We start from the raw sequence: 15,382 nt of genomic DNA, 5'->3' as shown, positions 1-15,382 counted from the left end.
GCCTTATTTCCCAACCTTTCTCAAATAATCAACAACTGATTCAAACATTCTTCGTCCAGAATCACTACCTAGTAAATCCTCCATAGCGCGCTCTGGATGTGGCATCATACCTAAGACATTTCCTTCTTTATTTGTAATCCCTGCAATATTTTCCAAACTACCATTAGGATTTGTTGTTTCATATGTAAAAATAATTTGATCATTTTCTTTTAATGATGCTAAAGTTTCTTCATCACAATAATAATTCCCTTCACCGTGAGCAATCGGCAATCTGAGTACTTCATCTTGTTGATAACTTGAAGTAAATAGTGTTTGATTGTTTACCACTTTAACGTCCTGTGTGTTACAAACAAATTTAAGAGAATCATTTTTTAATAATACACCTGGCAAAAGACCTGCCTCTGTTAAAATCTGGAATCCATTACATGTACCAAATACTGGTTTACCTTCTGCTGCAAATTGAATCACAGCTTCCATAACTGTTGAAAAACGGGCAATGGCACCACAACGTAAGTAGTCTCCATATGAGAACCCACCAGGAATTAGGACAGCATCAATATCTGATAAATCATCTGCTGTATGAGGGATATAAACCACTTCTTCTTTGATGATGTCTTTAATCGCTAAATATAAATCAATGTCACAATTAGAACCGGGAAAAACAATTACACCAAACTTCATGTTATAATTCCTCCAATATTTCTACTTTAAAGCTCTCCATGTTAACATTTGCTAATAATTGATCACTAATTTTTTCTGCTATTTGAATAGCATCTTCCTTGCTTGTTGCAGACACCTTAAAATCAAAAAACTTACCAATTTTAACGTCTGATACCTCTCCATGACCTAAACGATTAATCGCTCCTTGAATCACTTCTGCTTGAGGGTCCAATACTGATTCTTTATACCCAACGTATACTCTGATTTTAAACATATTTTATGCTCCTCTTCCTTTTAGTCTAGTTAATATTTCTTCATAAATCGGGACAATTTCGCCTAAGTCTTTGCGGTAAATATCTTTATCAAGGGACTCTCCTGTTTCTTTATCCCATAAACGACATGTATCAGGGGTAATCTCATCAGATAAAATAATCTGACCTTCGTAGTCTTTTCCAAACTCTAATTTAAAATCAACTAGTGTCACACCAATTTCTTCAAATAAGGTTTGAAGCAGTTGATTAATCTTTAAGGCATTTTCTTTTAACTCTATTACTTCTTCTTTACTTGCTAATTGTAAAAATTCAATGTGATCCTCATTGATAAACGGATCATCTAAACTATCGTCTTTATAGTAAAATTCAATGATTGGAAACGGTAGCTTCGTTCCTTCTTCCACACCTAGTCTTTTAGTAAAACTACCTGTAGCAATGTTTCTTAGAACTACTTCTAAAGGAATAATCTCTACTCTTTTGACTAGTTGCTCATTACTTGATAATTGCTTAATCCAGTGATGAGGGATTTTTTTCTCTGTTAAGTAAGAAAAAATCAAAGAAGTGATTTGATTGTTTAAACTTCCTTTTCCAATAATATGATCTTTCTTTTTACCATTTAGCGCTGTTGCTTGATCTAGATACTCTAATCTTAACTCTTGCTCATTTTCTGTTGAATGTACGTTTTTAGCTTTACCTTGATATAAAACAGTTGAATCCACTCTTATTTCATCTCCTATTAATGATCATTTTCAAAACAAAAAGTATATACGTTCGTTAACTTAACTAGAGTGTATCAACTCATACAAGCATAGTCAAATAATTATTAACTATTTTAATCTTTTATGAATATATTGTTCGTGTTTAAAGATTTAAATAAACCTTTAACCTAATAAAAAAAACAGAACTCTAATTAGAATTCTGTTTTTTGTTTATTCTTTATTCTGATCCATAAGACAAAAACTATTATTAGAACAAGACCTATAACAACCAATTTACTTGAATCTAGTGAACCTGTTTTAGGTAACACTTTATCTACTACGTTTTGACCGTTTGATGATTTTGGTTTCGAAGAATCATTATCATTCTTCTTGCTACCTAATATGAGATTTTCTTTTTTAGACTCGCTTTCACTTGAACTGCTTGTGCTCGGTTCTGTTGTCTTACTTTCACTCGTACTACTTGCACTCGGTTCTGTTGTTTCGCTTTCACTCGTACTACTTGCACTTGGTTCTGCTATCTCACTTGAGCTGCTTGTACTTGATTCGATTGTCTCACTTTCACTTGAACTAGTTGTACTTGACTCTGTTGTTTCGTTCTCACTTGAACTAGTTATACTTGACTCTGTTGTTTCACTTTCGCTTGAACTGCTTGCACTTGATTCTGTTGTTTCACTTTCGCTTGAACTGCTTGCACTTGATTCTGTTGTCTCACTTTCGCTTGAACTACTTGTACTTGGTTCTGTCGGCTGATCTTCTTTGTTTAACCACAACTTAAATTTATTATTTTTTTCAAATAGATCACCCATTTCAAGTAATAAACGGTCCTCTCCTGTTCTTGCATTAAACTGAATGCCTAAGGGTAACCCTTCTTTTGAAACATATGTCGGTAAACTAATTGCTGGCTCACCTGTTAGATTAGATAATTGCGTGTAAGGTGAATATGTTAGGGCATCTAACCATTGATCATAAATTAGTTTTTTACGACTTGGTGCGTCCACTGTCTCAATCTGTTTCATTTTCTCCAAATTATTTGACGTTATTAATGGATCCCCTATCATAGGTGCTGTTGATGCTGTAGTTGGTGTTAAATAAATGGGATAGGCTTCATGAAAAGCAGTCATTTTTTCTTGAGCTTCTTGATTAAAACGCCAAGCTTCGTCTACTTCTTCTTTAGTTGTTACCTTACCCGTTTGATAAAGTGCCCATGTCAAGATATCCACATCATCAATTGTAATAGGACGTTTCAAGATTTGACTTCCTAAATACTCAGCCATTCCAGCTGAGCCTGCGGCGATTGTATAATAACCTTCCATCAGCTTTATGCCATCAATGTCTGGCGTTACCTCTTCAACTTGAAAACCTTCTTGTTTCAAAAAGTCAACGGCTTCTTTTACTGCTAACTTGGAATCTTCACTAACTGGTGTCCCTACTGGTGACTCAGTAGAATAAGCTATTTTCATCTCTTTTGATAAAATATCATCAGAAATCGGGCTTTTAGGATTTCTCAAACTTTCAAACAACAAATTTGTGTCTTCCATGGATTTCGTATTAGCAAAGTGAACAACTTGGCCTTTCGGAGAAGCACTATTAGCTTTTAAGATACCTCGAGAAGGTTTTAAACCAACTACTCCATTCCATGAAGCTGGAATTCTAATTGATCCGCCTGCATCACTACCAGATGCAACTGGATTCATTCCTGAAGCAACACTTGATGCTGCTCCACCAGAAGATCCACCTGCTTGATAATTAGGATTCCACGGACTTCCTGTTGGTCCATAAAGAGCTGAATCAGTAATATTTCGCCAGCCCATTTCCGGGAAATTTGTTTGTCCAATAACGATAAAACCTAGTCCTTGGAGTTCCTTGACTACTGAACCATTAGAGCCGGCTAATTGATCTTTAGCAAATGGAAATCCATTAGAATTTGGCATTCCTTTAACTGTATGTCCTAATCCTTTAACTAAAATAGGAACACCTAAAAAGGGTTGACCGTTATCTTGAATAGCTTTCGCCTCATTTAAAGCTTCTGTTTCTCGTAAACCAATGACTGCGTTTAGTGATGGATTTTCTTCCTTCACTTTTTCTAAAGCCTTATTAACTAAATCTTCACTTGTGACAATATTATGTCGAACACTATCAGCTAATTCCTTTGCTGAATAAGTCTCATAGTGTGATAAAATTTCTTCTCTTGTTGGTAATTGACTTTGGGTCTCTTCTCCAAAACTTGTCGCTGAGCCAACTTGGAACCAACTAATTCCAACAATTATTCCAAGTAAAACTTTTTTTAATCTACTCATAAACACTCTCCTTTTTTCTCCTTACCTAGTGTATCGAAAAAGGAAAAAAAGAGGAGCAATGATGCTTAAACCAACTCCTTAATTCACTCAAAAAGTGTCTAAACACGTTTAAATCAAGTTTTGTAAAAAACAATATCGTTTTTTATAACTAAGTACAAAAAAAGCAAATGGCATCAATCCATTTGCTTTTTACTGTCTATTGTTTTTTGAATCCTTCACTTTCTAACATCTCTTGACTCTTCTTAAAGCTTAAGCCTTTACCATCTTCAGATTCTTCTACAATACCTGGGATAAGTTTTGCCTTTTCGTAATCAAGCTTTGTGTAATCGATTGTTAAGTTTTCAGTCATTTCTTTTGCACCAAACTTAATCGTGTGTTCAATGCCATTTATTTCTTTAAATTGCTCGCTCATTGGTTCGAAGACTTCTTTTGCTTCTTCTTTATCTTGAATACCTACTTTTTCGTATTCAATTTTATTGACAGTCGAAAGCTTTGTTACTTCATCACCTTTATAGTGATACGTTACTTTCAAGCTAACTCCTGGTGACACTTCTTTGTGGTAAACTGCAGTTTCTTCTTTCTGACCACAGGCACCAAAAATCACAACCATGGTAACTACTAAGAATAGGCTCCAAATTTTTTTCATGACTTTCTCCTTTATAATTATTTCCCCATGAAATAATTATAAGCCAACACGCTCAAAAATGACATCTACATTTTTCAAATGATAGTTATAATCGAAAGCATCATCAATTTCTTCTTGGCTTAATACAGAAGTAATCGTTTCATCTTCTTCTAAAAGAGGTTTAAATTGAACTTGGTTATCCCAAGCAAATGCTGTTTTAGGTTGGACTAAGTCATATGATTCTTCACGAGACATACCTTTATCAATTAATTTTAATAGCACACGTTGACTATAGATTAAGCCAAAAGTAGCATCCATGTTACGCTTCATGTTTTCAGGGAAAACTGTTAAATTCTCAACAATTGTGCCAAAACGGTTTAACATGTAGTTAAGTAAAATAGTTGAATCAGGAATAATGATACGTTCTGCAGATGAATGAGAGATATCTCTTTCATGCCATAATGACACGTTTTCATAAGCTGTTAGCATATGTCCACGAATCACACGTGCTAAACCAGTCATGTTTTCTGAGCCAATTGGGTTACGTTTATGAGGCATTGCTGAAGAACCTTTTTGACCTTTTGCAAAAAATTCTTCTACTTCGCGTGTTTCTGATTTTTGTAATCCTCTGATTTCTGTTGCAAATTTTTCAATACTTGTTGCAATCAAGGCAATTGAAGATAAGTATTCAGCATGCAAGTCTCTTGGTAACACTTGAGTTGATACTTCTTGTGCTCTAATACCTAGTTGCTTACACACATATTCTTCAACAAAAGGTGGTGTGTTAGCAAATGTTCCTACTGCTCCACTTACTTTACCAGCTTCAACGCCTTTAGCTGCATGTTCAAAACGCTCAATGTTGCGTTTCATTTCAGAATACCAAAGAGCTAATTTCAAACCAAATGTTGTCGGTTCAGCATGAACACCATGAGTTCTTCCCATCATAACAGTGTATTTATGCTCAACTGCTTTTTTGGCTAGAATATTTTTAAAGTTTTCTAAGTCTTGGCGTAAAATATCATTTGCTTGCTTCAATAGATAGCCATAAGCTGTATCCACTACGTCTGTACTTGTTAAACCGTAATGAACCCACTTACGCTCTTCACCTAAACTTTCAGATACGGCACGTGTAAAGGCCACCACATCATGTCTTGTTTCTGCTTCAATTTCTAGAATACGTTCAACATCAAAACTAGCATTTTCACGAATTTTAACCACATCTTCTTTAGGGATCTCACCTAACTCTGCCCAAGCTTCATCGGCTAAAATTTCAACTTCTAACCATGCTTGATAGCGATTTTCGTCTGTCCAAATACGTCCCATTTCTTCTCGTGTATAACGTTCTAACATTGTCTTATCCTCTCTGATTCCATATTTTAGTTGCTTTTATTTCGGCTTCTGTTTGAGAAACATCTTCCGTTAACATCGTGATGTGTCCCATCTTTCTTCCGGGCTTGACTGCTTCTTTTCCATAGTAGTGGAAAAACCAATTTGGCTTCTCACTAATCAACTCTTCTGAACGAGTCATTTCATCACCTAATAAATTTACCATAATTGAAGGCTGATGTAGATATATTTTTGGTAAAGGCCACCCACAAATTCCTCTTATGTGCCCATCAAACTGACTAATATTACATGCTTCAATGGAATAATGCCCTGAGTTATGAGGTCTTGGCGCCATTTCATTGACTAGTAATCTCTCATCTTCAGTCACAAACAATTCAACTGTCATAGTGCCACTAACTTGAAGCTCTTTAGCGATTTTAAGGCCAATCTCTTTTGCCTGTTCTTCACACCCTTGAGAAATTCTTGCTGGAACAATTGTTTGATAAAGAACATTGTGTCGATGTTCATTTTCAGCAATTGGAAAAACTTCGTAAGTTCCACCTGTCGTACCAGACACAATAACAGAGACTTCCTTCGAAAATTCAAGCCATTCTTCAAGAATACATTCACCTTGAGCTACTAATAAAAGAGCTTCATCAATTTCTTCTTCATGATGGATTACAACTTGTCCTTTACCATCATACCCACCAGAACACGTTTTTAAAACAGCTGGTGTGCCTATTTTTTTTAAACCATTTACTAATTCTTCCTTTGTTTCAACAAGGCTAAAGGACGCCATTGGAAGACCCAGTGTCTCAAAAAAAGTTTTTTCTCTACCTCTGTGTTGACTGATTTTTAATAACTCTAGCCCTTGAGGCAACTTAGACAAAGGAACTTTTTCAGCTAATACCTGAGAATTAACATTTTCAAATTCATAAGTCAGACAATCTGATTTATTTTCTAACTCTGCTATTTTTTCAGCATCATCATAAGCAGCAACAATAGTCCAATCTGCTACTTGAGACGCTGGACAGTTTGGTGTTGGATCAAGTACACCCACAACAAATCCCATTTCTTTTGCACTCATTGCCATCATTTGGCCTAATTGACCACCACCAATAATGCCGATTGTTTTTCCCGGTTTCAATAAATTAGTCAAAATGAGCCTCGCTTTCTAACACACTTTGAGTCATTTTTTGGCGGTAGCTTTCTAGTGACAGTGTTAAAGCTTCACTTGAAATAGCCAGTATCTGAACAGCCAAAAGACCGCTATTTTTAGCGCCTGCTGTTCCGATTGCTGTTGTGGCTACAGGAATACCTCCTGGCATCTGAACAATTGATAACAATGAGTCTAGGCCATTTAAGGCTTTTGATTGAACAGGTACACCAATCACTGGTAAAGTCGTTTTAGCTGCGACCATACCTGGTAAATGAGCTGCTCCTCCTGCTCCTGCAATAATCACTTTAATACCATTAGCTTTAGCTTCTTCTGCAAAACGAAACATCAAATCAGGTGTTCTATGAGCTGATACAATATGCTTCTCATAAGACACACCAAACTCTTCTAAGACCACACAGGCCTCTTTCATCGTCTCCCAATCAGAGATACTTCCCATAATTACTGCTACATCTGCCATTATTTATGAACCCCTCTCTTTTTCTATATTCTAACAAGGATAAAAATCAGGGTCAACCTTATAACGAATTTTAAACCAATATTATTTATTATAGTTCGTATTTACCTGCTCTGAAAATAACTTATAAACTTTTTCATACTCATTTTGATTGTTTTTATTAACAAAAACACTTTGACCATTCGTCACTCGCCTTAGCTTATTAGGACTTGCTAAACCAATAAGCCCGTAGCTTGGTTCAGAATAGTCTGATCTTAAACAATTTCTACCTAAAACATCAGCTGTTAACTCAACCATAAAGTCTTCTTTGAAAAATCCTCCACTTAGCGCAATCAAACGGTAATCTAACTCTATAATATCAACTAACCATTTCGTATTTAACAAGATACCTTCAATGACACTACGTAGCATATCTTCTTTTTGATGACCTAGCTTTAACCCAATTAATTCACCACTTACCTCACTCGACCAAAGGGGTGCTCGTTCTCCAGATATATAAGGTAAAAAAGTAATACCTCTGCTACCAATGGGAGACGTTTCTAAAATATGAGCTAACTTACTATAAATAGAAGTATTCTCATAAAACATCTCTCCTGCCCACTCCAATACTTTTCCACCATTGTTTGTCGCCCCACCAATCACCCAGTATTCTTTGGTTATGTAATAACAAAATGTTTTTCCTTCAGGGTCTAGCTGACGTTCTTTAGTAATTTTTCTAACAGCTCCACTTGTTCCAAGGGTTACTGTGCTTGACGTGCCATGGGCCAAGTAACTACCTAAACTAACTAAACAACCATCACTACCACCAACAAACACCTTAACTGGCCAAGTAATACCTAAGGCGCTTTTCATCTCTTCTGCCATTTCCTCAGACCAATCCGTATCAACTAATTGAGGTAATTGTTTAGTAGATATGCCTAGATACTCAAGTACGTCTTTATCCCACTTGTTGTCTAAGCTATTAAAAAGACCTGTCGCAGAGGCAACGGAGTAATCTAAAACAGTCTTACCAACAAACTTTTCCATTAGACATGTTTTTATATCTTGCCACATCTCAACGGAATCAAACCAAGTTTCTTTTTTGAAATAGCCTATTTTAGCAAATGGAGACATTTCATGAATTGGTGTCCCCGTACTTTGATAAAAGCTTGCAGCTAACTCTTTGTCTTCTTTAAACTTCTTAATCCACTTGCTTGGTCTTTGATCTAACCAAATCAATAAATCTCCATATTCTTTTTCATGAAAGACTGGCATAACACTATGCATTGCTGTACTAAATAACAGTTGATCAAATTGATATCCTTCTGACAAAAACAACTGAATTCCTTGTTTAATACTCTCTATTATTTCTACTGGCTTTTGATAGACTCTTCCACCTGGCTCATAATAAGTCATCACTTTGATTTTTTCTTCTTTAATCATGACTGTTTCTTCAAACAGGTTACACTTAATTTGTGTTGTTCCAACATCTATCGTTAATTGAAGCATTTAATCGTCTCACCCTTAATTTTTTATTGCTTATAGTTTATCATGATTATTTCCATGTCCATAAAAAAAAGATTGAAAGAGAATAATTTTTAATCCTCTTCCAACCTATTTATTTTAACGACTTATGATAATAACACCAATAATAATTAACCCAATTGAAACAAGTTTTAACGGAGTAATTTTTTCTTTGAAAGTAAAGTAAGAAATAAATACAGTCCAGACATAAGTTAAGCTTGTCATAGGAAAAGCAATTGAATAATCCAAGTATTTGAATAAAGCAATATTGGTCACAGCACTAACAATATAAAGAAAACTTCCTAATAATAGCCACTTATTTTTGATAGCATTTACTACTGTTAAATCAGTTACTTCGTTCATTCCTTGTTTAAGCCCTAAAGCTCCTAAGCTACCTGAAATCGTTGTTACTAACAAAATCACGACAATCATCACAATATTACTCATCTGCCTTACCTCCTTCATAGCCAAGTAACGCAGAACCCGCAATAATAAAGAAGGTTCCAAAAATCTTAGTCATGGTAATAGGCTCATTTAAAAACAAGGCTCCAAATAAAATCGACATCGCAAAACCGATACTCATCATTGGTTGTAGGATAGAAACTTCACCAAATCTAAAGGCAACCATTAATAAAACCATTCCTAATCCAGCTAATACAAAGCCAACAAAATAAAGTAAGTAGGCTGAGCCTCTACTAGTAGCATCTGCTCCAAATTTCCATGCCAATTGCCCCAAACTGCTCATAGTTGCAGCAGATAAAATCAACATCATAGCAAGTTTCATATTTTTCTTTGTTTCCATTTAACTAACTCCTTCCAAGTGCTTCTGAACAAAAGCAAACACTGTTTCAAAATAACGATCTTCTTCATAAATCCAAGAAGATAGATGAGGTGCATCTTTCACTAACAGACTCTCTTTAACGCCTTTTGTTGCTGCTAAATTCACTGCCATTGCTTCTTGAGGGACAAATTTATCCTTCGTTCCATGAATTAACAATAATGGTCGTTCATTTTTTGCCAATTGAGTCACACATGATGCTTCTTTTAGAGAAAAGCCTAAACGTTTTTGACTAAAGATGTTAGCAAAAAATAGAATAGGTGTTGCTGGTAATTTCAAAGCAGATGTCAACATGTCTGAAAACTCACTATAAACTGAAGAATAACCACAATCTGCTACTAATAGTTTTACTTGGTCTGGTAACTTATCGCCACTTGCCATCATGATAGTCGCTGCTCCCATGGAACCTCCAAATAAGACAATCTCAGCTTGATCGTCGCGACGTATAACTTCATTAATCCAAGCCTTCACATCTTCTTTTTCAAGCCACCCCATACCAATCTTCTCACCTGTACTGCTTCCGTGAGCTCTTAAATCAATCACTAACACGTTATAGCCTGCTTCAGAAAACTTCAAGGCAGGAAAGCTCATATCTCTTTTTCCTGATGAGCGATAGCCATGAACTGCAATTACCCATTGATGGGTTTCTACAGAGTTACGATATTCTCTAGCTACTAAAGTTTCTCCATCTAGTTTAATTTGCCATTCTGAAGTCATCTCTTCCTCATAAAACTGATGACCTACTTCATTTTGACGGTCTTCTATATCTGTATAAACAGTTCGTTCCTTGTTAAAATTATCTGGATTGAGCAATTTATGCCCAGTATTAACATACCAGGGTGAATTTTTATACAACGCAGCATTGATAAAGAAACTACCTGCATAAGCACATCCAATCACAAGGAGAATAATAATTACAATAATAATGCCAATAAGCCAACTTAACATAATCTTGTTCCTCTCATTAATTTTTTTTGTAACTAAAATTAGTGTAACATTTATTGGTATACTTGGCTTTAGAAATTTAAAAGAGAATCCAACATAATCCTTTTTTATGTTAGATTCTCTTTATTTTGGTCGTTAAACGCCAATTAAGAAAAGCGTTTCTTTAGCCACTTGATTTCATATAAATCTTGAAAGGCATTTAAATTGTCCAACGCTTCTTTTGCATAGACTTCAGCATCTTTTGTTAGAGTCTCTTGCCAAAAAGCAGTGTCGACTGACTCCTCTAAACTTGAAGCTACGATTGCTTTCGAAAAAGCCACAATTCCAATATCCCGATCATTTTTCATGGTTTCTGCAAAGGTTTGTCCTTTATCTAAAAAGTGTTTAACTTGTTTGAAATCTTTTTTCTCTAAGTAAACAAGAGACAAATAAGCATCTAATCTTGGACGTTTCCAGTATGTATTTAACTCTTGGTAGATTGCCAAAGAACTCAATAAGAAATCCTCTGCTAACTCATATTTTTCCTGAGCAAAAAGTGCTGCTCCTGCATTTGTATAAAAAACCGATAAACTAGATAAAGGTCTCTTATTGGCACACAAATTAATAGCCTCTAAAAAGAAATGATAGGCCTCTTCAAATTGACATTCATTAAATTTAATCTCACCTAGATAATTATTAGCTGCTGCAATATTAACCGCATACTTTTTAGCAATCGAATCCGTTAGCATAAATGTATTAATAGATTCTTTTAATAATTTTTCAGCTAGTATATTATTGCCACTCATCATCTCATAAAGACCTTTTAGTCTCAGTAAAATACCTATTGATTGATGATTATTTTGCTTAATCGATAATTCCAAAGCAAGCTCAATGTACTCAATCATTTTTTCAGGCTCATCAATTTGAATGTAATAATAAATCATTTGCTTGTAGCCTGGTAATAAATAATGCTTGTCCTTTAACTCTTTTGACTGACTGATTACTTGAAGAATGTTAGCTACACCTGTTTCATACTCACCATATTTGATGAAGAATCGGCCTTCTAGGTAGAGATATTGACAGTATAACTCTTTGTATTCATCTAAATCGCCGTACTTATCTTCTAATTGCTCAAACACATTTTTTATGGTTTTAAAGTCTTTTAATACATTTTCTTGATTAAAAACTAAACTATCTAAACCAAGATTTTTCCCTTTCACTTCTACTGGGAATAATTCATGAACAAACCCTAAATGTTTTTCCAAATACATTAACTTATAGGTTAATGATTTTAAATCCTCACGAGCCTTTCGGTAATGGTAAGCCAAATTATCGTAGAGCAGATAATCATTTGGATATTGGGCAAGTTTACCTTCTAAACAATCCGCAATCTTTTTATGATAAAGTCTCTTTTTACCATTAGATTGATTCATATAAACAAATTCCCGCAATTTAATATGGGTAAAGGTCGCTGCAATTTCACTTCCTACATTAATTTCTCTTAAAATGTTTTTACCTACTAAGTCTTCAAGTAAATCAACCATCTCGATCTCATCAATCTCTAAAATCGATACCAAATCGCTGATATAGGCATAATCATAAAAGTAAGACACTAGATTAACAATAGCCTGTTCTTTTTCAGATAAATACAAGAATCTATTTTTTAAAGCATCTTTCATTTTAACAGTCATCGTATTTAAATTAGCATTACTTTGAAGAAGAGAAATATATTCCTGTAAGAAAAAAGCATTTCCTTCTGTGTGCTCAAACACATTACTAACTGCTTGAGAACTTACTTGTTGATTAGGCAATTTCTTATGGATAAAGTTTTCAGTTTCATCAAAAGAAAACGGCGTTAACCTGACATCTGTCAGAAGACCAGACTGAATCAAACTATTACTAAACTGTTCTAGTTGAATATTTTTTTCATTTCTAGCAGTCATCATAAACAACACATTATTAGATACGTTTAACAAGACACTAGACAATAAATCCATACTTGCTTGGTCCATCCAATGAATGTCTTCAAAAATAATCAGCATTTTTTTAGTTTCACTTAATAAATTAAGTGTTTCCGTCAAAACCTCAGTCATGGAAGTTAAGGAAACATCATCACTTGAGTAACCTTTTGATTTCGGTAAATAATCTTCAATAGTTGGGAAAAAGATATCAACAACCTCTTCCCACATATCAAGTTCAATTAGACCAGCTTCTTTAATGAGTCCTGATAAACCACTCACAATTCCTTTCCATGGTCTGAAATCATACTTTTCTTCTACTTGATAACACTGAGTTTCTAATACATTAAACCCATCAGACACGTTATCAAGAACCACATTAGTCAGAGCACTTTTCCCAACTCCTGCTTCCCCACTAACCAAAATTGATTTGTGTGGTAGGTCATTTTTAAAAGAATTAATGGTTGTTTCAATTTGCTTAAGCTCTTTAAACCGCCCAAAAAACAGAGTATTAAACCGTTGCTTACCTTTATTCTGTTCATCATTTAAGCGCTTTAATGAATGTTCGTAAATATCCTTACTTTGTTTGTTTGGTGTAATCCCTAACTCCATTTTTAGAATATTAGACAGACTATAGTAAGTTTCAACAACTTTCTCATCTCGATTATTCATTTGATAAAAACGCATTAATAGTTGATAATTTGATTCGTCAAATTCATCAATATTGATTAAGCGTTGAATATTTTTCTCTACATCTCCAAAACGGCCCATCTCAATGTCGTTTTCAATTTTTTTAAAGCATTCTTGTAGAAAAATCTTTTCATAGAAGTTTCTCATCTTGATCATCCAAAACTCAAAACCTTCACAGTCTTTCAGAAAAAAGCCTTTCAAAAAAGAGTCTCTATATAAGGATAAATGATTTTGTGTGTCTGACATGAAATCATCCACATCTAAATCAATTTCAATCTCTTCAGATAACGTCAAAAGTGCTTTATTAGGAGATTTTATAACCTCTAATCCAAATAATTTATTGGCTTGATAAATAGCGTTACGAAGATTTTTCTTAGCATTCTGCTCATTTTTATCAGGCCAAAAAAGACCAGCCACTTCATCTCGACTTGCGGATTTCGTTACTAGTAAATAATAGAGCAGGGCATCAATTTTAGAGAAAGAAAATAACATTAACTCTTCATTCATTCTAATTTCTGGGTTTCCAAATAACCGACAACTTAATTTTGACAAAGCAACTTCCCCTTTCACAATAAAACAACTATTTCCCTTATAATAGATAATTTTAGATCAATATATCACCTCTTATTATACCTTTATTATGTTAAAAAATAAACAAAGTGTATAATTAAGATAGTTTTTTTATTACTAGGCAAATTTTGTTATGAAAAAGATAATGATTGGCACAGCCACAATGTCAACAAATACAGCTCCACATAAAGGTACGATTAAAAAGGCTTTTGTCGAGCGGAGATTATATTTTTCACAAATAGCACTCATACACACAACAGCAGTCGCCGATATGCCTAGTCCCCAACCAGCATAACCTCCTGTCATAACAGCACTATCATAGGTTTTCCCAAGCATTGGAAAGACAATAAATAATGAAAATAAAATAACGATAATCATTTGAACAACTAATAGAATTAGTAATGGTCCCGCTAAGTCGGCGAGCTCCCATATTTTAAGAGTCATTGTTGCCATGGTTAAGAAGAAAGATAAACCGACTTCCATAATGATATTGATTTCTTTAAAATTTAAATCAAAAATATTTTTTTTGTCATTGAGATTTCTAAAAATAATCGCTAAGAACATTGCCCCTACATAGTTAGGTAAGGCAAAATTTTGAATACCTAGTTTACTAACTAAATCTGAAATAACAATACCACCAAACATAAAGATAAAAATGAGTGTCAAATGGCTTAAAAATGATTTTACTTTAAAATCATTTTCTGAAATAACGTCTTCTTCAGATTTTTCTTCAACAGACTCATCTGTTTTGATTTCTAACTTGTTTTTCTTAATCAACCAGTTACCTACAGGACCACCAATCAAACTACCTGTAATTAACCCAAATGTAGCCGAAGCAACAGCTACCGTTGTGGCACCAGTAACACCTAAATTTTCAGCCACAGGACCAAAAGCTGCTGCATTGCCGTGACCGCCTACTAAAGATACCGTTCCTGCCATAACACCTAAAACAGGATTCAGTCCTAATACTGACGCTAAACTAACTCCAACCACGTTTTGAATAATAGCTAAAATCCAGCAAGCTACCAAGAACAAGACTAATAACTTACCTCCGCTTTTTAATAGCTTAAAACTTCCCCCAAAACCAACACAAGTGAAAAAAGTTAACATAAATGGCAACTGTAACGTAGTATCCATGTTAATAATCAGAACTTCCGAACTTCTAAAACCCCATACGATTAATGAAAAAAGTAAGCCTCCAATAACTGGTGCCGGTATACATAATCGGTCTAGTAACTTAACCTTGTTTCTAATAAAATAACCGAGCATCAATAATACTCCTGCCAGTGCCAAAGTTGCTATCATATCCAGTTGCAAGTTCTGAATCCCATCAATTGTCTCAAGTTTCATCTCCTTCATTCCTTTC

14 protein-coding genes are annotated in these 15,382 nt (G+C 34.5%); all 14 read right to left on the bottom strand.

Features of this window, described 5'->3' with window-relative positions; translation table 11 throughout:
• Positions 1-3: 3 nt before the first annotated feature.
• Positions 4-681, bottom strand: a complete 678-nt coding sequence (gene purQ / locus DOK76_RS10410; RefSeq protein WP_206967508.1) for a phosphoribosylformylglycinamidine synthase subunit PurQ — start codon at positions 679-681, stop codon at positions 4-6.
• 1 nt (position 682) lies between these two features.
• Positions 683-934: a phosphoribosylformylglycinamidine synthase subunit PurS gene (gene purS / locus DOK76_RS10405; protein WP_206967506.1), complete on the bottom strand. Its 252-nt coding sequence runs from the start codon at positions 932-934 to the stop codon at positions 683-685.
• 3 nt (positions 935-937) lie between these two features.
• Positions 938-1,651, bottom strand: a complete 714-nt coding sequence (gene purC / locus DOK76_RS10400; protein ID WP_206967504.1) for a phosphoribosylaminoimidazolesuccinocarboxamide synthase — start codon at positions 1,649-1,651, stop codon at positions 938-940.
• Between the two features lie 191 nt (positions 1,652-1,842).
• Positions 1,843-3,948 carry an amidase family protein gene (locus DOK76_RS10395; RefSeq protein WP_206967579.1) on the bottom strand — a complete coding sequence of 702 codons (2,106 nt, stop codon included), beginning with the start codon at positions 3,946-3,948 and terminating at the stop codon, positions 1,843-1,845.
• A gap of 196 nt (positions 3,949-4,144) precedes the next feature.
• Complete coding sequence (locus DOK76_RS10390) at positions 4,145-4,594, bottom strand: YehR family lipoprotein (RefSeq protein ID WP_206967502.1); 450 nt, start codon at positions 4,592-4,594, stop codon at positions 4,145-4,147.
• Between the two features lie 36 nt (positions 4,595-4,630).
• Positions 4,631-5,923, bottom strand: coding sequence for an adenylosuccinate lyase (gene purB, locus DOK76_RS10385; protein ID WP_206967500.1), 1,293 nt, complete (start codon positions 5,921-5,923; stop codon positions 4,631-4,633).
• Between the two features lie 4 nt (positions 5,924-5,927).
• Complete coding sequence (gene purK / locus DOK76_RS10380; protein ID WP_206967498.1) at positions 5,928-7,058, bottom strand: 5-(carboxyamino)imidazole ribonucleotide synthase; 1,131 nt, start codon at positions 7,056-7,058, stop codon at positions 5,928-5,930.
• Positions 7,051-7,536: a 5-(carboxyamino)imidazole ribonucleotide mutase gene (gene purE / locus DOK76_RS10375; protein ID WP_242542286.1), complete on the bottom strand. Its 486-nt coding sequence runs from the start codon at positions 7,534-7,536 to the stop codon at positions 7,051-7,053. The genes purK and purE overlap by 8 nt, the downstream gene beginning before the upstream one ends.
• Before the next feature lie 81 nt (positions 7,537-7,617).
• Positions 7,618-9,021: a gluconokinase gene (locus DOK76_RS10370; protein WP_206967496.1), complete on the bottom strand. Its 1,404-nt coding sequence runs from the start codon at positions 9,019-9,021 to the stop codon at positions 7,618-7,620.
• A 114-nt stretch (positions 9,022-9,135) separates the two neighbouring features.
• The gene (locus tag DOK76_RS10365) at positions 9,136-9,483 is read right to left on the bottom strand and encodes an EamA family transporter (protein ID WP_206967495.1); all 348 of its coding nucleotides are present in this window, start codon (positions 9,481-9,483) and stop codon (positions 9,136-9,138) included.
• Positions 9,476-9,838, bottom strand: coding sequence for an EamA family transporter (locus DOK76_RS10360; RefSeq protein WP_206967492.1), 363 nt, complete (start codon positions 9,836-9,838; stop codon positions 9,476-9,478). The genes DOK76_RS10365 and DOK76_RS10360 overlap by 8 nt, the downstream gene beginning before the upstream one ends.
• Positions 9,839-10,822, bottom strand: a complete 984-nt coding sequence (locus DOK76_RS10355; protein WP_206967490.1) for an alpha/beta hydrolase — start codon at positions 10,820-10,822, stop codon at positions 9,839-9,841.
• A 143-nt stretch (positions 10,823-10,965) separates the two neighbouring features.
• Entirely contained in the window at positions 10,966-13,998 is a 3,033-nt protein-coding gene (locus tag DOK76_RS10350) for an AAA family ATPase (protein WP_206967488.1), read from the bottom strand.
• A 135-nt stretch (positions 13,999-14,133) separates the two neighbouring features.
• Positions 14,134-15,366: a sodium/glutamate symporter gene (gene gltS, locus DOK76_RS10345; protein ID WP_206967486.1), complete on the bottom strand. Its 1,233-nt coding sequence runs from the start codon at positions 15,364-15,366 to the stop codon at positions 14,134-14,136.
• Positions 15,367-15,382: the final 16 nt, after the last annotated feature.

The organism is Candidatus Vagococcus giribetii (genome assembly GCF_017316185.1).
GTDB classification, from domain to species: Bacteria; Bacillota; Bacilli; order Lactobacillales; family Vagococcaceae; genus Vagococcus; species Vagococcus giribetii.
This window is presented reverse-complemented; position numbering and strand designations above follow the sequence as displayed.

Bases quoted from the DNA above. Each gene is read 5' to 3' on its own strand.
- DOK76_RS10395 (WP_206967579.1), bottom strand. From the start codon at position 3,948: ATGAGTAGATTAAAAAAAGTTTTACTTGGAATAATTGTTGGAATTAGT.
- purQ (WP_206967508.1), bottom strand. From the start codon at position 681: ATGAAGTTTGGTGTAATTGTTTTTCCCGGTTCTAATTGTGACATTGAT.
- DOK76_RS10355 (WP_206967490.1), bottom strand. From the start codon at position 10,822: ATGTTAAGTTGGCTTATTGGCATTATTATTGTAATTATTATTCTCCTT.
- DOK76_RS10390 (WP_206967502.1), bottom strand. From the start codon at position 4,594: ATGAAAAAAATTTGGAGCCTATTCTTAGTAGTTACCATGGTTGTGATT.
- DOK76_RS10370 (WP_206967496.1), bottom strand. From the start codon at position 9,021: ATGCTTCAATTAACGATAGATGTTGGAACAACACAAATTAAGTGTAAC.
- purB (WP_206967500.1), bottom strand. From the start codon at position 5,923: ATGTTAGAACGTTATACACGAGAAGAAATGGGACGTATTTGGACAGAC.
- purE (WP_242542286.1), bottom strand. From the start codon at position 7,536: ATGGCAGATGTAGCAGTAATTATGGGAAGTATCTCTGATTGGGAGACG.
- gltS (WP_206967486.1), bottom strand. From the start codon at position 15,366: ATGAAACTTGAGACAATTGATGGGATTCAGAACTTGCAACTGGATATG.
- DOK76_RS10360 (WP_206967492.1), bottom strand. From the start codon at position 9,838: ATGGAAACAAAGAAAAATATGAAACTTGCTATGATGTTGATTTTATCT.
- purS (WP_206967506.1), bottom strand. From the start codon at position 934: ATGTTTAAAATCAGAGTATACGTTGGGTATAAAGAATCAGTATTGGAC.
- DOK76_RS10365 (WP_206967495.1), bottom strand. From the start codon at position 9,483: ATGAGTAATATTGTGATGATTGTCGTGATTTTGTTAGTAACAACGATT.